Genomic DNA, 21,535 nt, shown 5'->3' on the forward strand with positions numbered 1-21,535 from the left:
CCGCGGGGCCGGGCCGATGGTCCTTCTCCCGCCCCCCGTGTACCGGTCGGTCTCAGTCGCGGACGCCGTAGTAGGCCTGGCGCATCATCTGCTGCATGTCGGCGAGCATCGGCATGCGCGGGTTGGCCGGGGCGCACTGGTCCTCGTAGGCGTTCATCGCCTGCTGCGGCAGCGCCGTCAGGAAGGCCGCCTCGTCGACGCCCGCCTCCTTGAAGGAGCGCGGGATGCCCACCCGGTCGCGCAGGTCCTCGACCGCGGCGGCCAGCGACTCCACTCCCTGCTCCGGGGTGTCGGCGGGCAGGCCGAGCGTCCGGGCGATCGACCGGTAGCGTTCGGGGGCGATGTAGCTCCGGTACTTGGGCCAGCTGGTGACCTTGGACGGGGCCGAGCCGTTGTAGCGGATGACGTGCGGCAGCAGGAGCGCATTGGTGCGGCCGTGGGCGATGTGGAAGGTCGCGCCGAGGGTGTGCGCCATGGCGTGCACCACGCCGAGGAAGGCGGAGCCGAAGGCCATGCCGGCGATGGTGCCGGCGTTGTGCATCCTCTCCCGCGCCACCGGGTCGCCGGGTCCGTCGAGGACGGCCCGCTCCAGGTGGTCGAAGATCAGCCGGATGCCCTGCAGGGCCAGGCCGTCGGTGAAGTCGTTGGCGTAGACCGAGACGTAGGTCTCGATGCAGTGGGTGAGGGCGTCGAAGCCCGAGTCTGCGGTGACGTCCTTCGGCAGGCGCGTGGTCAGGGCCGGGTCGACGATGGCCACGCTCGGGGTGAGCGCGTAGTCGGCGAGGGGGTACTTCTGACCGGTGGCGGTGTCGGTGATCACCGCGAACGGGGTGACCTCGGACCCGGTGCCCGAGGTGGTGGGGATGCACACCAGCTTGGCCTTCTCCCCCAGGTCGGGGAAGGTGAAGGCGCGCTTGCGGATGTCGAAGAACTTCTCCTTCAGGTCCGCGAACTCCACCTCCGGGTGCTCGTACATCAGCCACATCACCTTGGCGGCGTCCATTGGCGAGCCGCCGCCGAGCGCGACGATGGTGTCCGGCCGGAAGCCCCGCATCAGCTCGGCGCCCTTGCGGACCGTGTCGATGCTGGGGTTCGGTTCGACGAAGTCGGCCACCCGCACCTCGACCGGCTCACTGCGGCGGTCCAGGATGCCCCTGATCCGCTCCAGGTGGCCGACCTCGACCATCGTCCGGTCGGTGACGATCACGATCCGGTGTGCGTTCGGCATGCTCGCCAGGTACTTGACGGAGTTGCGCTCGAAGTAGATCTTCGGCGGGACCTTGAACCACTGCATGTTGGTGTTGCGCCGCCCGATCCGCTTGATGTTGACGAGGTTCAGCGCCGAGACGTTCCCGGAGACCGAGTTGTGCCCGTAGCTGCCGCAGCCGAGGGTCAGCGAGGGCAGGAAGGCGTTGTAGACGTCGCCGATGCCGCCCTGGGAGCTCGGCGCGTTCCAGATGATCCGGCACGCCTTGACCGCGTGCCCGAACTCCTCGACGAACGCCGCGTCCTCGGTGTGCACCGCCGCCGAGTGCCCGAGGCCGTTGAACTCCACCATGGCGGCCGCGAGTTCGACACCGTGACGACGCGAGGAGGCGGTCAGTACGGCCAGTACCGGGCACAGCTTCTCCCGGGTCAGCGGCTCCGACGGCCCGACCAGCTCGGCGTCCACCAGGATCACCGAGGTGTCGGCCGGCACCTCGAAGCCGGCCGCCTCGGCGATCTGCGCGGCCGATCGCCCCACCACCTCGGTGTTCAGCCGCTCCCCGGCGCAGGAGTTGCCCTCGCCCGCACCGAACAGGTGGCGCTCCAGCAGCACCTTCTCCTCGGCGCTCGCATGGTGCGCCTTCAGCTTCCGGAACTCGGCCAGTGCGGCCTCGCGGATCTCGGCGTCCAGGACAACGGCCTGCTCGGAGGCGCAGATCATGCCGTTGTCGAAGGTCTTCGACAGCACGATGTCGTTCACGGCGCGCTTCAGGTCGGCACTCTTCTCGACGTACGCCGGGACGTTGCCCGCCCCCACCCCGAGGGCCGGCTTGCCGCAGGAGTACGCCGCCCGGACCATCGCATTGCCGCCCGTGGCCAGGACGGTGGCCACGTCCGGGTGGTTCATCAGGGCGTGGGTGGCCGCCATCGACGGCTCCTCGATCCACTGGATGCAGTGCTCCGGCGCCCCGGCGGCCACCGCCGCGTCCCGGACGATCCGGGCCGCCTCGGCGGAGCAGCGCTGCGCCGAGGGGTGGAAGGCGAAGACGATCGGGTTGCGGGTCTTCAGCGCCAGCAGGCACTTGAAGATCGTGGTCGAGGTGGGGTTGGTGACCGGGGTGACGCCTGCGACGACACCGACCGGTTCGGCGATCTCCACGATCCCGTCGATCTCGTCCCGGCGCACCACCCCGACCGTCTTCGTCCCGGCCATCGCATGGGTGACGTTCTCGCAGGCGAAGACGTTCTTCACCGCCTTGTCCTCGAAGGGGCCCCGCCCGGTCTCCTCGACCGCCGACACCGCGAGATCGGTGTGGCGGGCCAGGGCAGCCAGGGACGCCTTCTTGACGGTGCGGTCGACCTGCTCCTGGGTGAAGTCCGCGTACTCCTGCAGGGCCGTCAGGGCGCGGGTGACGAGCACGGCGACGGCTCCCGGGGCGTCGCCCGGAGTGGGCTGCTGCTCGGGGTGCGGGCGGCGGGGCATGGCGGGACCAGCCTTTCGGATCGGCGTCGCTCGGTGTGTGGTGGGGCGCTGCGGTGGTCGCCGCGCTTCCGGCTCCAGACTGCGGCCCGGGCGCCGCCCCGGAGAGCGGCCGGTGGGGGTACACCGAGGGGCCGAAGGTCCCGGCTGCAGTCCCGGCCTCCGGGAGGGACCTGCGGCCCTGGAGAGGGGACTTCGGGTCCCTGCCCGGGCCGCTCCCGGGTGCCGGAGGCTGGACAGCGCCTGCCGACGGGTGCAGGCGGACTCCACGAGACTGGGACAGGGCATGATCGACAGCGGGCGCACCACGAAGGCGTACATGGTCGGCGGCGGGATAGCCGCTCTGGCAGCCGCGGCCTTCCTGATCCGGGACGGCGAGGTCCCCGGCGAGAACATCCGCATCCTCGAGCAGATGCCCCTCCCCGGCGGCTCGCTCGACGGGCGGGGCACGCCGGACGGGGCCTATGTGACCCGCGGCGGGCGGATGCTGGAGGACGAGGCGTACACCTGCCTGTGGAACCTGCTGGAGTCGATCCCGACCCTGGACGACGAGAGCGTCTCCGTCCGCCAGGAGATCATCGACTTCAACCGGGAGTGGCCGACCGACGCCAGGGCCCGGCTGATCGACCGCGACCACCGGATCGTGGATGCGTCCCGGCTCGGTCTCGACACCCGTGACCGGCTGGAGCTGGCCCGGCTGCTGGTCACACCCGAGTCGGCGATCGGCACCCGGCGGATCGACGAGGTATTCTCCGAGCACTTCTTCGCCACGAACTTCTGGGCGATGTGGCGCACCACCTTCGCGTTCCAGAACTGGCACAGCGCGATCGAGCTCAAGCGCTACTTCCTGCGCTTCCTCCAGGAGTTCCCGCGCATCCACACCCTGTCCGGCGTCCGGCGCACCCGGCTCAACCAGTACGACTCCATCGTCCGGCCCCTCACCAGGTGGCTGCTGGAGCGCGGGGTGCGCATCGAGCACGGTGTCACCGTCACCGACGTCGACTTCATCGAGCAGAACGGCATCCGCCGCGCCCGGCGCATCCACCTTCGGCGGGAGAGTGGTCGAGAGACGGTCGAACTCGCCGACCTGGACCTGGCGTTCATCACGCTCGGCTCGATGACCGCCGACGCCGCGCACGGCGGCGACGACACCGTTCCCGAGCTGGTCCGGGACAAGAGGGACGGCAGCTGGACGCTGTGGGAGACCCTGTCGCGCAAGGCGCCCGACTTCGGCCGGCCGGCGGTCTTCAACGGCAATGTCGCCGAGGCCGCCTGGGAGTCCTTCACCCTCACCATGCGCAGCCCCGCGCTGCTCGAGCGGATCGAGAAGTTCAGCGGCAACACGGCGGGCACCGGCGCGCTGATGACCTTCAAGGACTCTCCCTGGCTGATGTCGGTCGTCGTCCCCCGCCCGCCGCACTTCGACGGCCAGCCCGAGGACGTGTTCACCCTGTGGGGGTACGGCCTGTTCATGGACGCCCCGGGCGAGTACACCGGCAAGGCCATGGCCGAGTGCACCGGGCGGGAGATCCTCACCGAACTCCTCGGCCAGCTGGGCTTCGAGGACATCGCGGAGGAGGTGCACGCCACCACCACGGTCACCACGGTGATGATGCCCTACATCACCAGCCAGTTCGCCCGCCGCTCGGTGCACGACCGGCCCCGGGTGATCCCGCACGGGGCGCGGAACTTCGCCTTCCTCGGCCAGTACGTCGAAATCCCGGAAGACGTCGTGTTCACCGTCGAGTACTCGGTGCGCGGCGCCATGCACGCCGTCCACCGACTGCTCGGACTCGACCTGCCCGTCCCGCCGGTGCACCACGCCCTGGCCGACCCGGCCGCCGTCCTGTCCGCGCTGCGAACCGCCCTCGGCTGAGGAACCGCACGCCCGGCCGGGTGATCCGCCGAGACCTGGTACCGGCGGGCGGGCCCGACGGCTCCGGGGCCACCGTGCAGCGCCCGCTGTAGCATCCTCGCCGTGAATCACGGTGAGGGCGGCGACGCGGTGACGGTCTGGGAGTTCGACACCGCGCAGGTGCGGCAGATCTGGCTCGACACGCGCGAGGTGTTCGGCAACAAGCTGTGGGTGGAGGGGATGCTCTACGGCGTCTTCCCCGAGGAGTGGCAGCAGGAGGCCGAACTTCGGTCGGGCCTGGACTTCTTCGACGTGCTGGTCTCGGCCGTGGAGGACTCCTCCCCGGGCGATCCGAGCGAGGTCTTCCTCGCGTTCCGGCGGGAGTTCGCGAAGTACGGCATCGAGACGGTCTTCGCCCCGCACCCCGACCACGGCGACGTGCTGGAACGGGCCCGGAAACTGGAGGCCGGCGAACCCCTGCCCGAGCCGGGGCCGTGGCACCTCGGGGAGGACGCCGTCACCGGGATCTGGGACACGCTCGCCGACGGCTTCGACGACTGCGCGGGCGAGGTGGCCGAGTGGCTCCCCGAGCAGTTGGTCGACGAACTCGAAACGGCCTGCGGCGAGCGGGCGTTCATCGCCGTCGGCTGGGCGCTGGACAAGCTGGCGCCGGACGACGACCGCAGCCTCGCCTTCGTCGGCCTGCAACGGCTCGCGGCCGAGTACGGCATCGAACTCGCCTTCGCCCCGCATCCCCGGTTCGGCGACCTGATCCGGCGCGCGGAGCAGCTGGCAGCCGGCGAGGCGGTCGCCGGGCCCGGCCCCTTCCACCTCGACGAGGCCACCGTGGTGGAACTGTGGCGGCGCCTCACCGATCCCGGGGGCGATCCCGCCTCCGAGCTGGACGAGGCACTGCCCGACACCCTCCTGGAGGCGATCGAGGAGGTGACCGGGCAGTCGTCGTACGACGTCCTGCTGGCCGTGACCGACGACCTCGACGAGGACGACGACCCCAGCCTGTTCCTCGCGGCCCTGCAGCGCAGCTGCGCCCGGCGCGGCCTGCTGGTGAGCCTGGCGCCGCACCCGCTGCACGGCGATGCGACCGCCCCGGGGGCGTAGCCGCACCGCCGCCCACCGCGGCCTTTTCGACTGGTGAGACGGCCGGGCGAGCCGGATCGGCGGTGTGCCAGAGTGACCGCCGAACGGCCTCTGCCCGGGGCCAGGTCATGGATGGGCAGAGGCCGCCGAACCCTTTGCGCGACCGTGCGCCTCCATGCCGGGCGCGATCCGCACGCCCGTCCCCCGAGAACCCGGCGGGCAGGCCCGTCCTCCCTCTAGAGTCGGGATCATGGAGAACAGGACGCTGGGGCGGACGGGCAGGAAGGTCGGAGTCATCGGGCTCGGGGCCTGGCAGCTCGGGGCGGACTGGGGCCGGGTGGACGAGGCGGACGCCCTCGGCACGCTGGACGCGGCGCTCGAGTCCGGCGTCAGCTTCATCGACACCGCCGACGAGTACGGCGACGGCCGGAGCGAGCAGATCATCGGCAGGCTGCTGAGATCCCGTGCCCGGAGCGGTGCGGCGCTGCCGACCGTGGCGACGAAGATGGGCCGGCGCGCACCCCAGGTGGCAGCCAACTACAACGCCGCCAACTTCCGTGTATGGATCGACCGTTCGCGACGCAACCTCGGGGTCGAGCGGCTCGACCTGATGCAGCTGCACTGCCCGCCGCCCGAGGTGTACTTCAGCGACGAGGTGTTCGACGCCCTCGACGCTCTGGTCGAGTGCGGGGCGATCGCGGCGTACGGCATCAGTGTCCGCAGCTGCGACCAGGCGCTGGCGGCGATCCGCCGCCCCAACCTCGCAACCGTCCAGCTCGTGCTGAACGCCTTCCGGCTCAAGCCGCTGGAGCAGGTGCTGCCCGCCGCGGCCGCGGCGGGGGTGGGCGTCGTCGCCCGCGTGCCGCTGGCCAGCGGGCTGCTCTCGGGCCGGTACACGGCGGCGACCGTCTTCGGCGCGGACGACCACCGCACATACAACCGCCGCGGCGAGTCCTTCGACGTGGGCGAGACCTTCTCGGGCGTGGACTTCGCGACCGGGCTGGAGGCGGTGGAGCGGCTGCGGCCGCTGGTGCCCGAGGGTGTGGCGCTCGCCCAGTTCGCGCTGCGGTGGATCGTCGACCAGGAGGCGGTGAGCGTCGTCATCCCGGGCGCACGCAACGCCGGGCAGGCCCGCGCGAATGCCGCCGCTGCCGCCCTCGCCCCGCTGGACCGGGACACGCTCCGGGCCGTGCAGGAGGTCTACGACGAGCTGATCCGCCCGCAGGTCCACCACCGGTGGTAGACGGGCTCCGCATAATCTGACTGATCGTCAGAAGCCGGTCACATGTGGGGAGTGGTAGGGCAATGGAGTCGTTGAGACCGAACGACCCGCGGCGGGTCGGCGAGTACACGCTGCTGCGGAGACTGGGTGCCGGCGGCATGGGCGAGGTCTACCTCGGCCGGAACGCGGGCGGGCGGACGGTCGCGGTGAAGCTGGTCCGCGGCGAGTACGCGGCGGACACCGAGTTCCGGTCTCGGTTCCGGCAGGAGGTCGCCGCGGCGCGCCGGGTCGGCGGCCAGTGGACGGCCCCGGTGCTGGACGCGGACACCGAGGGCGACCAGCCGTGGGTGGCGACCGGCTACGTCGTCGGGCCGCCGCTGAGTTCTGCGGTACGGGAGTTCGGCCCGCTGCCGGCGCCGGTGGTGCGGGCGCTCGGGGCGGGGCTGGCCGAGACCCTGGCGCACGTGCACGGCATGGATCTGGTGCACCGGGACATCAAGCCGTCGAACGTGCTGCTGGCGCTGGACGGCCCGCGCCTGATCGACTTCGGCATCGCACGGGCGCTGGACGCGGCGACCGCCCTGACCCAGTCCGGTTTCGTCGTCGGCTCGCCCGGCTTCATGTCGCCGGAGCAGGCACAGGGCCGTCCGGCGGGGCCGCCCGGTGACGTCTTCTCGCTGGGCGCCACCCTGGCGTACGCGGCCACCGGTGTCGCACCCTTCGGCGAAGGGGTCAGCGCGGCCGTCCTGCTCTACCGGGTGCTGCACGAGCCGCCGGAGCTGGAAGGCCTCGACGAGGGCATGCGGGAGGTGATCCTGGACTGCCTCGCCAAGCGCCCGGAGGACCGGCCGACCCCCGGCGAACTCCGGACCCGGCTGCAGGCCGGGAAGGGCGGCACGGTCCGGCTCGGCCGGAGCGGGTGGCTGCCCTCGGCGGTGTCCGAGTCGGTCGCACGGCTCGCCGTGGAACTGCTGAGCCTGGACGCCGATGCGGACGACGCCCCGGCCACCGGCGACGGCAGCGCCGCGGGCCCGGACACGGAGACGGCCGGCGCAAGTGCCGTCCGCACACCGACCGCACTGGGCACGGCCCGTACCGCCGGGCCTTCGCAACCCGCCGACCCGGCCCCCGCGGAAGCACCGGGCCGCCCGGCGAGCGGCATCCGCCGATGGGCGCTGACGGGCGGGGCGGTGGCAGCAGCCGTACTGCTGACGGCCGGGCTGACCTGGCAGCTCACCGGCCGCTCCGGCACGCCGGAGGGCAAGGGCGCGGCCGGGTCGCCCTCGCCCTCCGCCAGTGCCTCACCCTCACCCTCTCCCTCGCCGAGCCCCTCGCCGTCCGGCCCGCCGACCGTGGAGGGCGCCGTGCCTGCGCAGTTCCTCGGCACCTGGGAGGGCACGGTGGTGCCGACGCGCGGCGCCACCGAGGGCAAGGACCTCTTCTACCGCGTACAGGTCGTCCAGGGCAGGATCGGCGAGACCGTCGGCCGCGCCACGACGTCCTACCCGGCCAAGAAGATCACCTGCAGCGGCGGCGATGGCGTCCTGGTGTCCGCGACCGCCGACACCCTGGTGGTCTCCGAATCCTGGCCGAGCAGCAGCAACGGCTGCACCGGCAACGTCGGCGTCGAGGTCACCCTGAAGAGGAAAGCCGACGGCACCCTGGAGTTCTCCCAGGAGGGCTGGCACCCCGCTCCCCTCTCCCGGGGGCACTGAGCCCGGGCCCGGGGGGGGGCGCCGAACGACCGTCAGTCGGCGACGGCTCCGCAGGTGATGTTGATCGAGGCGGCGGTGATGCTGGCGGCGAGGAAGGCGGCGACGTTGCCGACGTCGTCCAGGGTGGCCGCGCGGCCCAGCAGGGTTTTGGCGGTGATCATCCCGGTGATGGACTCACGGCCCGGCTCGCCGGCCGGGACGGTCTCGGGGATGCCGCCGGTGTGCAGGGTCGCCACGCGGATGCCGTGGCCGCCCAGTTCGGCGGCGAGTTGGCGGCGCAGGGAGCTCATGGCCTGCACGGCCACCTGGAAGCCGCCGATGCTGTAGTTGCGGATCGGCTCGTGGCCGCCGTCCCCGCCGAAGTTCAGGATGACGCCGGAGCCCTGCGGGATCATGTGGCGGGCGGCCGCCCTGGCGGTCAGGAAGAAGGAGCGCACGGCGGTCACGATCGGCCGCTCGAACAGCTCCAGCGACATCTCCGCCAGCGGGGTGCCGTGCACGTCGCCGAGCGAGATCAGGTCGAACGAGATGTCGATGCCGCCGAACCGCTCGGCCACCGCGTCGGCGTGCCGGTCCACGGCGGCCTCGTCGAGGGCGTCCACCAGTGCCGTCTCGGCGGCGCCGCCCGCGGCCCGGATCTCCTCGGCGACCCGGTCCAGCGGCGCCTGTGTCCGGCCGGCCAGGTGCACCCGCGCGCCCTCCCGCGCGAACGCCCGTGCCACGGCGCCACCGATCGCCCCGCCGCCGCCGTAGATCACGGCGTTCCTGTTCTCCAGCAGCACCCGGAACCCTCCTCCGACCCGATTCCCTCCAGGGGACCGGCCCGCCTCCGCCCCGCCAAGCGTCCGCCCCGGCGCGTCCGGGTGAATCCGCGGCCGAGCGGGGGGAGCGGGTACGGCGGTCAGGGCTGCGCGGCCTCGAGGGCGCTGATGGTGTCGGTGAGCCAGGCGCGTTCGGCCCGGCCGGAGGCGCGCGCGACGAGCAGCATGCCGCGCCGGAAGGGGTTGGGCTCGTTCTCCGCGGTCACGGGCTCACCGCTGCCGTCGTAGAAGAAGCTGCTGGGCTCCTGGAGGAAGTCGAGGCGGCGGCGCAGCACGGCGGCCTGGCCGGCGGGGTCGGGGAGGCGGTCGAGGAAGGCCGCCACGGTGAAGAAGCGGATCTGGTCGGAGATCTCCACGGGCTCGGGTTCGGCGAGGCGGCGGAGGAGTTCGGCGCGGCCGGCGCCGGTGAGTTCGAGGACCTGGCGGGGTGCGGCGCCGCTGCCCGGTTCGGGGCGGCGCCGGAGCAGACCGGCCTTCTCCAGGCGGGTGATGGCCGGGTAGAGGGCGCCGTCGCTGACCGGGCGGACGTGGCCGGTGAGCCCGGTGATGCGGGATTTGAGCTGGTAGCCGTGGAGCGGCTCGTCGTACAGGAAGCCCAGGATCGCGAGTGTCAGCACGGCCGCGCCCTTTCGGTGTTGTGTTCTCCTCCGGCCAATGGTACCTCTAATCGAGCTACCTCGATTCGAGGTATTCGGAAGCCGGTCGAACGGCTGCACCCGGACCACGGGAGGGGATGTGCGGAGGCTGTTGTCGCTGGCGGGGCCGGTCTATCTCGAGCTGTTGTCGGGAGTGGCCGCGTCGGTCGTCGGCACGTTCTGGGTGGCCGGGCTGGGCGGGGAGGCCGTCGCGGCGGTGGCACTGGCCGGCTCGGTCGAGAACCTGCTGCTCGGGGTGATCCTGGTGGTGTGCTCGGGCACCGCGCTGCGCCTGTCGCACGCGGTCGGCGCCGGCGACGCCGCCACCGCCGGGCGGGTCGGCCGCGCGGCATGGCAGTTGTGGGCGGCGGCGGTCCTGCTGCTCGCCGTGCCGGGCTACCTGCTGCGCGAGCCGCTGGCCCGGCTCTTCCTGGACGGCCCGGCGGCAGCGTCCGCGGCCGGCTACTTCGCGGTCGCCATGCCCGGCCTGGCCGTGTTCTTCGGCCAGCGGGTCGCCGACGACCTGTTCAAGGGCACCGGCGACACCCGCACCCCGATGCGCGCCGCCCTGCTCGGCAACGGGCTGCTGCTGGTCCTCGACCCGCTGCTGATCCTCGGCCCGGGGCCGCTGCCCGCATTCGGGGTCACCGGCGCAGCCGTCGCCCTGGTCGCCTCCCGCACGGTGGCCCTGGCCGCCACGCTGGCGCTGCGCAGGCGCGCACCGCTGCGCTCCCCCGGCGGGCTCCAGCTGGCGACGGCCCGCCGGCTCCTCTCCGCAGGAGCGCCGTTCGGGATCGACTTCACCGCGCGGATGGCGGTCGGCACCGCCCAGCTCGGACTGGTCTCGGCGTTCGGCGTCCCCGCGGTGGCCGGGTACGGCATCGGGTACCGGGTGCTGCTGGTCGTCACCATGGCCTTCTACGCCGTCCGGCAGGCCGCCGCGATCGAGGCCGCCCGGCTGACCGGCGCCGACCGGCACCCCGGCCGCCTCGCCGAACTCACCCGGGACACCGCACGGCTGGCCGGGACGGCGGGCGCGGTCGCGGCCGTCCTGTGCGCCGCGGCGGCCGTCCCGCTCACCGCCCTCTTCACCCAGGACCGCGCGGTGGCCGCGGAGGCGGTCGGCTTCCTGCGGATGATGGCGCTCTACCTGCCCCCGTACGCACTGGTGGTGGCACTCGGCGGGGTCCGCCAGGCGGCCGGCCGGGGCCGGGCGCTGGTGGCGGCCACCGCGCTCGGGATCGCCGTCCAACTCGCCGCCGGGTACGGCGGGGCCCGCCTGGCCGGTGTCGACGGCGTCTGGGCCGCCATGGCGCTCGGCGCCGCCGTCCAACTCGCCCTGCTGCAACTGCTCGCCGGCCGCACGGACACCCCGCCCGGCAGGCGCCGGACCGCAGCGGACAGCCGTCGGGGAGAGGGCGGCCACCGCCGGCGGATGAGCAGCGGGTACGGGCTGCCGGGTGCCCGCGCCGGTCTGGCAGGCTTGGGGCCCGTGATGCCAGGAACCGCCGAGGAGTTCACCGCCCACCGCCCCAGGATGTTCGGCCTGGCCTACCGGCTGCTCGGCTCGGCCGAGGAGGCGGAGGACACCGTCCAGGACGCGTACCTGCGCTGGAGCGGCGCCGACCGTACGGCGATCGAGCACCCGGGTGCCTGGCTAGCCCGGGTGGTCACCAATCTGTGCCTCAACCGGCTCACCTCCGCCCGCGTCCGGCGCGAGCAGTACCCGGGGCCGTGGCTTCCGGAGCCGGTCCTCACCCAGGACGGATCGCTCGGTCCGCTGGAGTCCGCGGAACAGCGGGACGCCGTGTCGACCGCGCTGCTGGTGCTGCTGGAGCGGCTGACACCGCCCGAGCGGGCGGTGTACGTCCTGCGCGAGGCCTTCGACTACCGCCACCGGGACATCGCCGGGGTGCTCGACCTCAGCGAGGCCAACTGCCGCCAGCTGTACCACCGGGCCGTCCAGCGGGTGACCGCGTCCGAGACTCGCTTCACGGCGGCGGCCGAGCAGCAGCGCGAACTCGTCGAATCCTTCGTCTCCGCGGCGCGCCAGGGCGACCTGGCCGGGCTGGAGAGGCTGCTCGCCGAGGACGTCACCTGGTGGAGCGACGGCGGCGGCAAGGTCTCCGCGGCCCGGCGGCCCATCCTCGGCCGGGAGAAGGTCCTGCGCTTCCTGGTCGGCACCGCACAGAAGTTCGGCGCCGGCTGGGAGTTGGCGGTCGCCGAGGTCAACGGCGCTCCGGCGCTGGTGGTGCACACGGCGGGGCACCTCGTCGCCGTCGCCGGCTTCCACCTGCGGGACGGCGTCGCCTCCCAGGTGCAGATGGTTCTAAACCCGGACAAACTCGCCTTCGCGGGGCGGCAGTTCGCTGCATCGGCCGCCGGGGCATGACCCTCGGGCGGACTCGCTCGGGCGCTGGTGAGCACCGTCACACCGGGGGCTGTCACATCTCTGTCCGCCCGCCGGTTCTCGGCGGGTGACGGGTGCTCCACCGGGGAGCGCCCGCCCACCGAAGGGACGAGAACTGCGATGACCACCATCCTGGTGACCGGCGGCACCGGAACCCTCGGCCGACCCCTCACCGAGCGGCTGCGCGCGGACGGGCACGCGGTGCGGGTGCTGAGCCGGCACACCCGGCCGTACGCCGTGGACCTGCGCGAGGGCACGGGGCTCGCCGCGGCCCTCGCCGGTGTGGACACCGTCGTGCACTGCGCGAGCTCCCCGCGCGGCGGCGACGAGCAGGCGGCCCGCCACCTGATCGAGGCGGCCCGAGCCGCCGGGGTGCAGCACCTGGTGTACATCTCGATCGTCGGCGTCGACCGGGTGCCGCTCGCCTACTACCGGACCAAGCTGGCCGTCGAGCGGCTGGTCGAGGAGTCCGGGATCGGCTGGACGGTGCTGCGCACGACGCAGTTCCACGACCTGGTGCTGCAGCTTCTGCAGAACTCGGCGAAGCTGCCGGTCATGCTGCTCCCGGCCGGGGTCGCCGACCAGCCCGTCGAGGTGGCCGAGGTCGCCGACCTGCTGGCCGCACTCGCCGCCGGGGCACCCGCCGGGCGGGTGCCGGACATGGGAGGGCCCGAGGTGCGCACCTTCCCGGACCTGGCCCGTGCCTACCTGCGCGCGAGCGGACGGCGCCGACCGCTGCTGAACGTGCGCCTGGCCGGCAGCGCATACACAGGGTTCCGGGCCGGCGGGCACCTGACGCCCGAACGGGCCGTGGGCAAGGGCACCTTCGAGCAGTTCCTGGCGGAGCGCCTCGCCTCGCAGGGCTGACCCGGGGCGCAGCCGCGGGCAGCGTCTAGCCTGGCGGGATGGCGATCCACGGCTTCGCGACCACCGAGTTCCAGCTCGTGCTGCTGCGCCGCATGGCCGACTTCCACCCGGAACTGGTGGAACAGGCCGTGCGGCGGCTGGGGGCGACGCGCGCCGGGATGCGGGAGGCGAACAAGCGCTGGCAGGCCATGCTCCGCTCGAGCCGCTTCCCGCACGGCGCCCGCCGCTACGCGGCCGTCCTCGGTCCGCCGGAGGCGGTCCTGCCGCGGAGGATCGGCGATCTCGACTGCACGGTGCAGCACTGGGCGCTGCCGCTCTGGCCCGAGCTGCGGTTCGAGATCCTGCTGGGGCCGGCCGGCGAGGCGTCCCCGCCGTGGAACGAGTGGCTGGTCCGCGCACCGGGGGCACCGCCGCCGGCGCTCCGGACGCTCTCCGACCTGACCCCGTGGAGCTGCGTCGTGGCGGACGTCGCGGCCGCCTTCCCGCCCGCCGTCCCGCGGGAGGGCAGTGCACCGACCCGGTGGCAGCTCGACTTCACCGCCCCGGACGCCACCGGCCGGCCGCAAGCCTGCACCGCCGACTTCACCTGGGGCCTCCTGCAGGAGGTCCGCATCGAAGCCTGAACGGGGTACGCATCCGGGGCGCTGGGGGCCCTACTGGGTCACCCCATCGCTCTCGCAGCGGACGGCGCACCAGTCCACCAGCAGCAGGTCGAACTCCTGCATCAGCGCCGCCAGGCCCGGCACCGCGGCTGCTTCCGCCGCTGCCGCCGGGGTGAGGCCGAGTTCGACGACCCGGTCGCCGGCGCAGCGGCCGTACACGGTGACCGGCCCGACCTGGGCGGCGAAGGAGTCGGCCACCCGGCCCTGTCCGTCCGGCAGTGCCACGCCCGCGTACGTCCGGGAGGCGGGGAGCAGTTCGAACAGCCGCTGCCGGGTGAGTGCTCCGGCCAGTGGCCGGGCGGGGCTCTCGCGCAGGTGCAGGGTGTCGAAAACCCGTACGGCCGACTCGCCCTCACCCAGCGCCCGGGAGTGTTCCCGGTAGACCCGCATGACCTCGTGCAGTTGTCCCTCGACCTCTGCCAGGCAGCGGCGTTCGACCAGTTCGGCCTGTCGCCAGTCGTCCTCGTGGAGCACCAGGTCGTCCGCGGTGCCGTCCGGGGGTGCGAGCGGTGGCAGCTCGGCGCAGATCGTGGGCAGGGAGAAGGCGACCTCCTGCGGGTCGACCGTCCGGAGCCGGCGAAGCGTCAGCACCGTTCGGCCGGCGGCCAGGGCCGCGGTCCGGTCGGCCGGTGCCGCGTGCAGCACCTCCCACGACTCCCCGGCGAGGTCGAGCCGGGTGTCCGGCTCGAAGGACTCCGGGAGCTGCTCGGCGGGCAGCTCGGTGCGGCCGAACGGCCGGCCGTCCGCCGCGTCGACGAACACGACTTCGATCAGTCCGTTGTCAGGCATGCGCGCATGCTACCGAGCCGTGCGCGACCGCCCGCCACCGAGTTTCCGGCACTGGGACCCAAGCGCCGTCGAACCCTCTCGCGGGGCCGTGCAACACGACCGTCGGCCCATCGCGCCGGGCAGGCACGGACCGGTCGGACGGCACTCGGGCCGCCCGGAATCCCGTGGCGCGTTCCGGGGCGGCTGATGCCCCGTCATCCATTGGCGGAACCGTCCTCCGGTTCCCGGCCGCTTCCCTGCCCACCACCGCTGACCTGCGCAAACGGCGACATTGGCCGCCTCGCCACGCCCGGCCGCACGGCACAGGTGGCAGCCCGTCAGGTTGCAGAGCTGACAGGCTGTCGGTTTCCTCGGGCTCAGGGCACGGAACAGGTGCTGGACAGCCCGGCCGCGTGCCCGCTCGGAGGAAACACCTATGCACATTTCACGCGTCGTCACCGGTTCCGCAGCCCTGGCCCTGGGCGCCCTCGCCCTGGCCGTGCCCTCGGCCGCGGCCGAGGACTCCGGCATCACCATCAGCCCCAGGAGTGCGGCTCCGGGCCAGACCGTCACCGTCAGCACGACGGCCTGCGGGCCGGACGTCGACTACGGCAAGGCCTTCTCCGATTTGACCAGCCAGATCAACCTCCTCGCGGGCGACCAGAAGGGCACCCTGGTCGGGACGTTCCAGGTGCCGGAGGACGCCGCGCCCGGCAGCAGCGGAATCACGGTGAAGTGTCCGCCGCGGATCCAGATGACGGACACGCTCACGATCACCCCCCGCCCGAGCGGTGCGGCCGCGGCCGGTTCCGGAAGCGCAGCGGACGCCGCCCCCCGCCCGAGCGGTGCGATCGCGGCCGGTTCCGGAGGCACAGCGGGTGTCGACGGCGGCCAGGTCGCGCTGGGCGGTGTGCTGCTGGCCGGCGCCGTGGCCGGCGGTGCCGTCAAGATCCGGCGCCGCCTGGGCGCCGCCCGGGTCTGAACGACCCGCCTCCTTCGCACCGGCGCCCCGGACGCCATCGGCCCGGGGCGCCGGGCGCACCCCGCCCACGTCCGCGAACAGGGGCCTGACCCGCATGGATGCCGTACCACGCACGCCGCACCCCAAGCGTTCGCCCGCACCGTCGACCGTGCTGCTGGTGTGCGCGCTCGCGGTCGGCGGCTGGCTGACTGGCCACGGCGCCCGCGCCGAACGCCCTCCGCAGCCCTCGCCGGCCCAGGCCTTCCCCACTCCCGGCCGATCCGCGGCCGACCTCCCCGCCCCCGCCGGGCCCACCCCCTCCGGGCCCGTCTCCTCCGTGCCAGCCTCCGCGACGCCCGTCGGGGCCTCGCCGACTGCCGCTGCCGAGCCCGGTGCTGCCACGTCGGCCGCACCACCGGAGGTCCAGCCCCTGCCGCCGGCCGACCCGGTCGGTATCCGCATCCCCGCCATCGGTGTGGACGCTCCCCTGGCGAAGCTGGACCTCGACGCGGCGGGCGCACTGCAGCCGCCGCCCCCGGACGACCCGCGCCTCGCCGGCTGGTACCCGCTCCGGCCGTCACCACCGGCCACGTGGACACCCGCTCCGGACCCGCGGTCTTCTTCCTGCTCGGCGCCCTCACCAAGGGCAGCACCATCGAGGTCGGCCGCACCGACGGCCGGACGGCGGTGTTCACCGTCGACGCCGTCGAGTCCTACGCCAAGAAGGACTTCCCCGACCGGAAGGTCTACGGCAACTCCGGCCTGCCCGAACTGCGGGTGATCACCTGCGGCGGCGCCTACACCGAGGCAGGCGGCTACGAGAACAACATCGTGGTCTACGCAACGCTCTCCGCCGTCCGGTAGCTCCGCAGCGGTCAGCTCCTGGTCGCCTCGATGAGGACGCAGATGGGCCGGTCGAGGTAGTCCTGCCACCGGTCGGCGTCCGGCTGCGCCGCGGCCTGCGGGGAGAGCTCGGGCATGACCCATCGGATGTCCCGGAAGCCGGCGGCCGCCAGGGCGTCGTCGAGCACGGGGCGGCTCCAGTAGTGGATGCCGAATTCGGGGCTGTCGACATTCGGGGCGTCGAAGCGGAACGTGAATCCGTCGCCGTCCTTCAGGGCGTGGGCGGGAAAGCGGAAGTCGATTCCGTAGGGCCGGTAGTAGCCGGGTGCCGTGGAGATCTCCGGATTGAGCTGGTGGGTGACGAACCGGCCGCCCGGTGCGAGATTGCGGCTGATTCCCCGGCACATCCGGTCGAGGTGCTTGCGGTCGGTGCTGTAGTGCAGGAGGAAGGCGCCGAGGGCCCCGTCGAACGGCGCGATCTCCTCCAGTTCGGCGGCGTCCCGCACCAGGTACTCCACACCGAGGGGCTCGTTCGCCTCGGCCTCGTTCGCGATCCGCACCATCTCCGGCGACAGGTCCACCCCGACCACCCGGCGTGCGCCGCGGCGGCGCATCGCCCGCGTGTAGATTCCCGTCCCGCAGCCCACGTCCAGCCAGTCCTGGCCGGTGATGTCGCCGAGGAGCTTGAAGACCGAGTAGAACTCGATCGGCACGCGCGTGGGGCTGAGGTCGGCCGTCCGGTCGTACCGGTCGGCGAAACCGTCGTAGTCAGCCATTGCCGTCCCTGATCTCGCGGGTGCCCCACCCTGGTGGACCGGCTCCATGGTGACCCGCCCGCGCCACGCCTGCAGGGCGGGGCTCACGGTGATCCGCGAATGCCTCTGCCGCCGCTGCGGATCGCCCGATGCCCCGCTCCCGTACGATCGGACGCTTTCCAAGCCGATCAAGGAGCCCTTCGTTGGAGATGTTTCGCTTCGACCGAGCCGAGCAGGTCATCGATCGGTTCGGCAGTACCGGGGCCACGGCCACCCGGATAGCCGCGGGCGAGGGCGCCGTCCACCTGGCCTGCCTGACCGTCGAAGCCGGCGGCATCATCGGTGCCCATCCCGCCCCGGTGGACCAGCTCTTCCTGGTGGTCACGGGCGAGGGCTGGGTGGCAGGTCCGGACGGCCGCCGGATCCCCGTGTCGGCGGGCGACGGCATCCGTTGGGAGGCCGGCGAGGTGCACGCCTCCGGCACGGCCACCGGTCTCACGGCCCTGGCCCTGGAGGGGCCCTCCCTGGGCGTCTTCACCGGCGGTGCGGGTGGGCCCGGCCGCCCGTCCTGATGTCTGCCGGGCTTGAGTCGTCGGCGGACGGCGCGGTGTGGGCCGAACGGGGGACGGGCCGCAACACCTGCGGCGGTCGGTCGTTCTGACGGTCGTGGCTGCAGTGGCGGCGCGGCGCACGGACGAGGAACGGGAGGAGACCGTCATGGGTCGAGTCGGGCGGACGGTCGCCGTCGGGTGCGCGATCGGTTCCCTTGTGCTGGTGACGGCCACTCCCGCCGCCTCCGCGGAGCGCCGCAGCAGCAATGCCTGCACGCACGACTGGTCCGGGCCGCAGGTGTGCATCGAGATCGAGGGCCACGACGACTGGGCCTCCCGGCTGCGCGTCCGCTGGATCGATCCGCCGTCCGGGAAGGACGCGGCCGAGGCGATCCTCCACGAGGGCGACGAGCAGCGCGAGGTGCACATCCGGATGCCCGGACGCCGTCAGGGCAAGGAGATCGTGGCGGAGTGGACCGACATCCGCCTGTCCTGGGGCAAGGTCTGCGGCAGCTTCGCCGGGCTCAACGCCTGGGCCTGCCAGGACGTCTACGGCAAGTGACGGCCCCGGCCGGGCCGTTCGCCCGACCCGGCCCCGTCACTGGCCCACGCGCCCGTCGATGCGCTCGCGCAGCAGGTCGGCGTGCCCGCAGTGCCGGGCGTACTCCTCGACCCTGTGCACCAGCAGCTCCCGGATGGCGATCCTGTCCTTGCCGACCCGCTCGCCCAGATCGGGGTGGTCGGCCAACGCGGCGTCGGTCGCGGCCTGTTCGCGTTCAAGGTCGGCGTATGCGGCGTCGACCACGGCCTGCTCGGCGACCGCGCCGTCGAAGTCCGCGTCCCGCTTGCCGTAGAGCTTCGGCAGCGGATCGGCATCGGTGATCCAGTTGCGCCAGTCCCGTTCCACTTCGGCGAGGTGCCGGACGAGGCCGAGCAGCGACATCGTCGACGGCGGGACCGACCGGCGGGCCAGCTTCTCCGCGTCCAGGCCCTCGCACTTCATCCTCAGGGTCAGGCGGTAGTTCGCCAGGAAGTCCTGCAGAGTCGCGAGCTCACCGTCCGGGCCGGGGCCTTCGCTGTTGCGGGGGTCGTCGTCCGGGTCCGCCCACATGTCGGGGTAGACGGTTGCCTCGCTCCATCGCGCGGGTCGGTCACTCATGTCTCCCATGCTCGTCCGCGCCGGGCCGGCCCGCCACTGAATTCACGCCGGGCGTGGGACTCGCGCTGTCTGTCTCCGGAGATCGTGCTTGACTGCGGTCGATACGATCGCCGCATGACAACGGACGCGCGCATCGAGCAGGCCGAACTCCTCTACGAGCGCGCCGTCTTCGGCGGCGACGCCGGTGCACTGGCGACAGCCGATCTCGGTCTCGACGCCGCCGAGGCCGACCTCGCCCTGGCCCGTGGCCGGGTGATCCACGCCCGGTTCCTGGACGAGCGGGTCGAGAACGCGTCGGAGCTGGTGCTGTTCGAGCGCGCGGCGGAGCTGTACCGGAAGCTCGGCGATGTCCGCGGCGAGGGCGAGGCCCTGTTCTGGGTCGGTACCTTCCACCAGGTGGTCCGGGACGACACGGAAGCCGCACTGCCCGCCTTCGACCGCGCTCTCGACCTGTCCACCGGGGCCGACGACCGGCTGACCGTGTCCTACGTCCTGAGGCACCTCGGTTTTGCCGAGCACATGGCCGGCCGGCTGGACGAGGCCCGCAGGCACCTCGAGGAGTCCACTCGTCTGCGCCGGGAGCTCGGATTCCTGCCGGGAGTCGCGGCGAACCTCATAGGGCTGGCCCACCTCGCTGCCCAGCAGGAGCGGCACGACGACGCCGCGTCGCTCCTCGAGGAGGCAACGGAGCTGGCCGAAGCCACCGATGCCCACGGCGTCCTGCGCTGGGTGGCAGGAGCCCGCAAGGAGCTCGAACTGCCGTAAGCCCGCGGAAAACTCGAGCACCGCCTGACGCGGAGCCGCGGCATGTGATCATGTCGGCATGGCATCCGGACGGATCATCTTCCTCAACGGCACCTCCAGCTCGGGGAAATCGAGCATTGCCCGGGAGCTCCTGCACATCCTGGACGACGGCGTCTTCTTCCACATGGCGGTCGACGGCTTCAACGCGATGCGCAGCAAGCGGGAGCTCGGGGCCGAAGAACTCGACGCCGCACTTCGGCGGACCAGAATGGGCTTCCACCGCTCGATCGCGGCCATGGCCGAGGCGGGCAACGACATCGTGGTCGACCATGTGCTGAGCGAGCCCTGGCGGTTGCTCGACTGCCTGGCGGTGCTGCGGCCCGAGGACGTCCTGTTCGTCGGCGTGCACTGCCCGCTCGACAAGCTGACCCGCCGCGAGCTGGCGCGGGGCGACCGTCCGCCGGGGCTGGCGGCCCACCAGTACGACCTGGTCCACAGCCACGGTGACTACGACCTGGAGTGCGACACGGGCTCCGCCGGTGCACGCGAATGCGCGCAGCAGATCAAGGAGTTCCTCCCGCAGCGTCCCACCCCCACTGCCTTCACCCGCCTCCGCCGCCGCCTCCTGTCGGATTCCTGGGAACCGGTGACGGCCTGAGGCGTTCCCGCTCCACGGGTGGGAGAGCGATATTCGGTGGGCCGGTTCGGCCGGATCTGCCACGATCGCCGGATGGGTGCATTGGATGCCGTGGCTGCCAGGGTTGCCGGCGGGGCCACCGTCGAGTTCCGGCCCAGCGGTTCGTCGATGGTCCCGCTGATACGCAGTCGGCAGCCGGTGGTCGTCGCACCGGTCGACCCGTCGAAGCTGGCCGTGGGCGACATCGTGCTCGCCCGCGTCGCGGGAACGGTGTACCTGCATCTGGTGTCCTCCGTCGACCCGGCCAGGAAGCGCGTACAGATCAGCAACAACCGTGGCCGCATCAACGGTTGGACCAACCACGACCGGGTCTTCGGCATCTGTGTCGCGGTCGACGGTGTCCCCCGGGCCGGTGCCGCCGGAAAGACCCGGGCTGCCGATCAACCCTGAGCACTCGCAGGACGCGGCGGCAGCTGTACGCCGTGCCGACGGCTCACCACTCCATGACCTCGGGGCGGACCTTGGGCAGGGCCCACCGCTCCACTGCTCCGCTGACCAGGTCGGCGAGGAACTGGACCGCCCCGCCGGTGTAGTGCCACCATGCGGAGCTCCGTGAGGCCACGGTGACCGTCCACTCGTTCGGCACGCCCGGGCCGGTGTTCCACAGGAAGAAGTCCCCCTGGTTCGACTCGGCCCAGGGAAGCAGGCCGCCCGGCGCGGGGTACGGGTGGAGCGGGACGGCCGGCTCGGCCTCCTCGCACCACTCCGTGATGGTCTCGAGCGTCTCCACCCTCCCCTGTACCCAGAGGCTCTCCCGGCCGGGTGCCGGTCCGCCGACGCCGAGGAAGTCACCGATCACCAGGGGCGGGTAGAGCGCGCAGAGCAGCTTGAAGTCGTCCGGCAGGACCGTGCCCAGTTCGGCCTCCGTCACCTGCCAGTCGATGTCCGGACGGGCCGGAAGGCGCAACGCGGCCAGGCCGGGCACGGCGTCCTCCAGTGCTGGGATCGCCTCTGCGGGATCGGTCAGGCGCCGGACGGGTGTCTGCGTGCCAACGAATTCGTCCATGCGGTCAGGGTGTCAGAGCTGTGGCGCACACCTCGGACCGGCCGGGCTCGGATTCGGGACGTGCTGTCCGTCCGGGCTGT

The 21,535-nt window shown here is 72.7% G+C and carries 21 protein-coding genes; 14 read left to right on the plus strand and 7 right to left on the minus strand.

All coding sequences use genetic code 11. The annotated features are described in order from the left end of the window. Window positions 1–52: 52 nt before the first annotated feature. On the minus strand, window positions 53–2,689 hold the full coding sequence (adhE, locus tag ACQ614_RS03295; protein WP_431676627.1) for a bifunctional acetaldehyde-CoA/alcohol dehydrogenase: 2,637 nt from the start codon (window positions 2,687–2,689) through the stop codon (window positions 53–55). A 283-nt stretch (window positions 2,690–2,972) separates the two neighbouring features. On the opposite strand from adhE, the gene ACQ614_RS03300 reads away from it, so the two are divergent. The 4 genes from ACQ614_RS03300 to ACQ614_RS03315 all read left to right on the plus strand — a co-directional run bounded on the left by ACQ614_RS03300 (window position 2,973) and on the right by ACQ614_RS03315 (window position 8,576). Beyond that, window positions 2,973–4,562 carry an oleate hydratase gene (locus ACQ614_RS03300; RefSeq protein WP_431676628.1) on the plus strand — a complete coding sequence of 530 codons (1,590 nt, stop codon included), beginning with the start codon at window positions 2,973–2,975 and terminating at the stop codon, window positions 4,560–4,562. 102 nt (window positions 4,563–4,664) lie between these two features. Further along, complete coding sequence (locus ACQ614_RS03305) at window positions 4,665–5,660, plus strand: hypothetical protein (RefSeq protein ID WP_431676629.1); 996 nt, start codon at window positions 4,665–4,667, stop codon at window positions 5,658–5,660. A gap of 229 nt (window positions 5,661–5,889) precedes the next feature. Continuing rightward, window positions 5,890–6,882, plus strand: a complete 993-nt coding sequence (locus tag ACQ614_RS03310; protein ID WP_431676630.1) for an aldo/keto reductase — start codon at window positions 5,890–5,892, stop codon at window positions 6,880–6,882. 62 nt (window positions 6,883–6,944) lie between these two features. Then, window positions 6,945–8,576 carry a serine/threonine-protein kinase gene (locus ACQ614_RS03315; protein WP_431676631.1) on the plus strand — a complete coding sequence of 544 codons (1,632 nt, stop codon included), beginning with the start codon at window positions 6,945–6,947 and terminating at the stop codon, window positions 8,574–8,576. A 32-nt stretch (window positions 8,577–8,608) separates the two neighbouring features. Here ACQ614_RS03315 and ACQ614_RS03320 read toward each other — a convergent pair whose 3' ends face one another. Then, window positions 8,609–9,358 (minus strand): SDR family NAD(P)-dependent oxidoreductase, encoded by a 750-nt coding sequence (locus ACQ614_RS03320; RefSeq protein WP_431676632.1) that lies wholly within the window; start codon window positions 9,356–9,358, stop codon window positions 8,609–8,611. Between the two features lie 119 nt (window positions 9,359–9,477). Next, window positions 9,478–10,014: a PadR family transcriptional regulator gene (locus tag ACQ614_RS03325; RefSeq protein ID WP_431676633.1), complete on the minus strand. Its 537-nt coding sequence runs from the start codon at window positions 10,012–10,014 to the stop codon at window positions 9,478–9,480. 118 nt (window positions 10,015–10,132) lie between these two features. Between ACQ614_RS03325 and ACQ614_RS03330 the strand changes: the two genes are divergently transcribed. From ACQ614_RS03330 to ACQ614_RS03340, 3 genes are all read left to right on the plus strand, one after another. Next, on the plus strand, window positions 10,133–12,424 hold the full coding sequence (locus ACQ614_RS03330; RefSeq protein ID WP_431676634.1) for an RNA polymerase sigma-70 factor: 2,292 nt from the start codon (window positions 10,133–10,135) through the stop codon (window positions 12,422–12,424). Between the two features lie 138 nt (window positions 12,425–12,562). Next, complete coding sequence (locus tag ACQ614_RS03335; protein ID WP_431676635.1) at window positions 12,563–13,309, plus strand: SDR family oxidoreductase; 747 nt, start codon at window positions 12,563–12,565, stop codon at window positions 13,307–13,309. 38 nt (window positions 13,310–13,347) lie between these two features. Continuing rightward, a complete protein-coding gene (locus ACQ614_RS03340) occupies window positions 13,348–13,932 on the plus strand; it encodes a hypothetical protein (protein ID WP_431676636.1) in 585 nt (194 codons plus the stop codon). Window positions 13,933–13,962: 30 nt separating this feature from the next. On the opposite strand, the gene ACQ614_RS03345 is transcribed toward ACQ614_RS03340, so the two are convergent. Beyond that, on the minus strand, window positions 13,963–14,760 hold the full coding sequence (locus tag ACQ614_RS03345) for a hypothetical protein (RefSeq protein WP_431676637.1): 798 nt from the start codon (window positions 14,758–14,760) through the stop codon (window positions 13,963–13,965). A gap of 415 nt (window positions 14,761–15,175) precedes the next feature. Between ACQ614_RS03345 and ACQ614_RS03350 the strand changes: the two genes are divergently transcribed. Both ACQ614_RS03350 and ACQ614_RS03355 read left to right on the plus strand, forming a co-directional pair. After that, window positions 15,176–15,721 (plus strand): sortase, encoded by a 546-nt coding sequence (locus tag ACQ614_RS03350; protein WP_431676638.1) that lies wholly within the window; start codon window positions 15,176–15,178, stop codon window positions 15,719–15,721. A 570-nt stretch (window positions 15,722–16,291) separates the two neighbouring features. Further along, a complete protein-coding gene (locus ACQ614_RS03355; RefSeq protein WP_431676639.1) occupies window positions 16,292–16,564 on the plus strand; it encodes a sortase domain-containing protein in 273 nt (90 codons plus the stop codon). Window positions 16,565–16,575: 11 nt separating this feature from the next. On the opposite strand, the gene ACQ614_RS03360 is transcribed toward ACQ614_RS03355, so the two are convergent. Continuing rightward, the gene (locus ACQ614_RS03360; protein WP_431676640.1) at window positions 16,576–17,319 is read right to left on the minus strand and encodes a class I SAM-dependent methyltransferase; all 744 of its coding nucleotides are present in this window, start codon (window positions 17,317–17,319) and stop codon (window positions 16,576–16,578) included. 188 nt (window positions 17,320–17,507) lie between these two features. Here ACQ614_RS03360 and ACQ614_RS03365 point away from each other — a divergent pair, with 188 nt between their 5' ends. Further along, window positions 17,508–17,870 carry a cupin domain-containing protein gene (locus tag ACQ614_RS03365; protein WP_431683813.1) on the plus strand — a complete coding sequence of 121 codons (363 nt, stop codon included), beginning with the start codon at window positions 17,508–17,510 and terminating at the stop codon, window positions 17,868–17,870. A 145-nt stretch (window positions 17,871–18,015) separates the two neighbouring features. After that, window positions 18,016–18,411 (plus strand): hypothetical protein, encoded by a 396-nt coding sequence (locus ACQ614_RS03370; RefSeq protein WP_431676641.1) that lies wholly within the window; start codon window positions 18,016–18,018, stop codon window positions 18,409–18,411. 36 nt (window positions 18,412–18,447) lie between these two features. On the opposite strand, the gene ACQ614_RS03375 is transcribed toward ACQ614_RS03370, so the two are convergent. Beyond that, entirely contained in the window at window positions 18,448–19,008 is a 561-nt protein-coding gene (locus tag ACQ614_RS03375) for a DinB family protein (RefSeq protein WP_431676642.1), read from the minus strand. Window positions 19,009–19,122: 114 nt separating this feature from the next. Here ACQ614_RS03375 and ACQ614_RS03380 point away from each other — a divergent pair, with 114 nt between their 5' ends. The 3 genes from ACQ614_RS03380 to ACQ614_RS03390 are packed head-to-tail and all read left to right on the plus strand — an operon-like array spanning window position 19,123 to window position 20,839. Next, window positions 19,123–19,773 (plus strand): tetratricopeptide repeat protein, encoded by a 651-nt coding sequence (locus ACQ614_RS03380; RefSeq protein ID WP_431676643.1) that lies wholly within the window; start codon window positions 19,123–19,125, stop codon window positions 19,771–19,773. A 58-nt stretch (window positions 19,774–19,831) separates the two neighbouring features. After that, window positions 19,832–20,410, plus strand: a complete 579-nt coding sequence (locus tag ACQ614_RS03385) for a chloramphenicol phosphotransferase CPT family protein (protein ID WP_431676644.1) — start codon at window positions 19,832–19,834, stop codon at window positions 20,408–20,410. Window positions 20,411–20,446: 36 nt separating this feature from the next. After that, window positions 20,447–20,839: a S26 family signal peptidase gene (locus tag ACQ614_RS03390; RefSeq protein ID WP_431676645.1), complete on the plus strand. Its 393-nt coding sequence runs from the start codon at window positions 20,447–20,449 to the stop codon at window positions 20,837–20,839. A 43-nt stretch (window positions 20,840–20,882) separates the two neighbouring features. Here the strand turns inward: ACQ614_RS03390 and ACQ614_RS03395 are convergent, their stop codons facing one another. After that, window positions 20,883–21,455, minus strand: a complete 573-nt coding sequence (locus ACQ614_RS03395) for an SMI1/KNR4 family protein (protein WP_431676646.1) — start codon at window positions 21,453–21,455, stop codon at window positions 20,883–20,885. Window positions 21,456–21,535 lie beyond the last annotated feature (80 nt).

The sequence above is a fragment of the Kitasatospora dryopteridis genome, from assembly GCF_050749075.1.
In the GTDB taxonomy this organism is placed as follows: Bacteria; Actinomycetota; Actinomycetes; order Streptomycetales; family Streptomycetaceae; genus Kitasatospora.

Coding starts and splice junctions, on each gene's coding strand:
- adhE (WP_431676627.1), bottom strand. CDS start 2,689: ATGCCCCGCCGCCCGCACCCCGAGCAGCAGCCCACTCCGGGCGACGCC.
- ACQ614_RS03300 (WP_431676628.1), top strand. CDS start 2,973: ATGATCGACAGCGGGCGCACCACGAAGGCGTACATGGTCGGCGGCGGG.
- ACQ614_RS03310 (WP_431676630.1), top strand. CDS start 5,890: ATGGAGAACAGGACGCTGGGGCGGACGGGCAGGAAGGTCGGAGTCATC.
- ACQ614_RS03315 (WP_431676631.1), top strand. CDS start 6,945: ATGGAGTCGTTGAGACCGAACGACCCGCGGCGGGTCGGCGAGTACACG.
- ACQ614_RS03335 (WP_431676635.1), top strand. CDS start 12,563: ATGACCACCATCCTGGTGACCGGCGGCACCGGAACCCTCGGCCGACCC.
- ACQ614_RS03340 (WP_431676636.1), top strand. CDS start 13,348: ATGGCGATCCACGGCTTCGCGACCACCGAGTTCCAGCTCGTGCTGCTG.
- ACQ614_RS03345 (WP_431676637.1), bottom strand. CDS start 14,760: ATGCCTGACAACGGACTGATCGAAGTCGTGTTCGTCGACGCGGCGGAC.
- ACQ614_RS03350 (WP_431676638.1), top strand. CDS start 15,176: ATGCACATTTCACGCGTCGTCACCGGTTCCGCAGCCCTGGCCCTGGGC.
- ACQ614_RS03360 (WP_431676640.1), bottom strand. CDS start 17,319: ATGGCTGACTACGACGGTTTCGCCGACCGGTACGACCGGACGGCCGAC.
- ACQ614_RS03365 (WP_431683813.1), top strand. CDS start 17,508: ATGTTTCGCTTCGACCGAGCCGAGCAGGTCATCGATCGGTTCGGCAGT.
- ACQ614_RS03370 (WP_431676641.1), top strand. CDS start 18,016: ATGGGTCGAGTCGGGCGGACGGTCGCCGTCGGGTGCGCGATCGGTTCC.
- ACQ614_RS03375 (WP_431676642.1), bottom strand. CDS start 19,008: ATGAGTGACCGACCCGCGCGATGGAGCGAGGCAACCGTCTACCCCGAC.
- ACQ614_RS03380 (WP_431676643.1), top strand. CDS start 19,123: ATGACAACGGACGCGCGCATCGAGCAGGCCGAACTCCTCTACGAGCGC.
- ACQ614_RS03385 (WP_431676644.1), top strand. CDS start 19,832: ATGGCATCCGGACGGATCATCTTCCTCAACGGCACCTCCAGCTCGGGG.
- ACQ614_RS03395 (WP_431676646.1), bottom strand. CDS start 21,455: ATGGACGAATTCGTTGGCACGCAGACACCCGTCCGGCGCCTGACCGAT.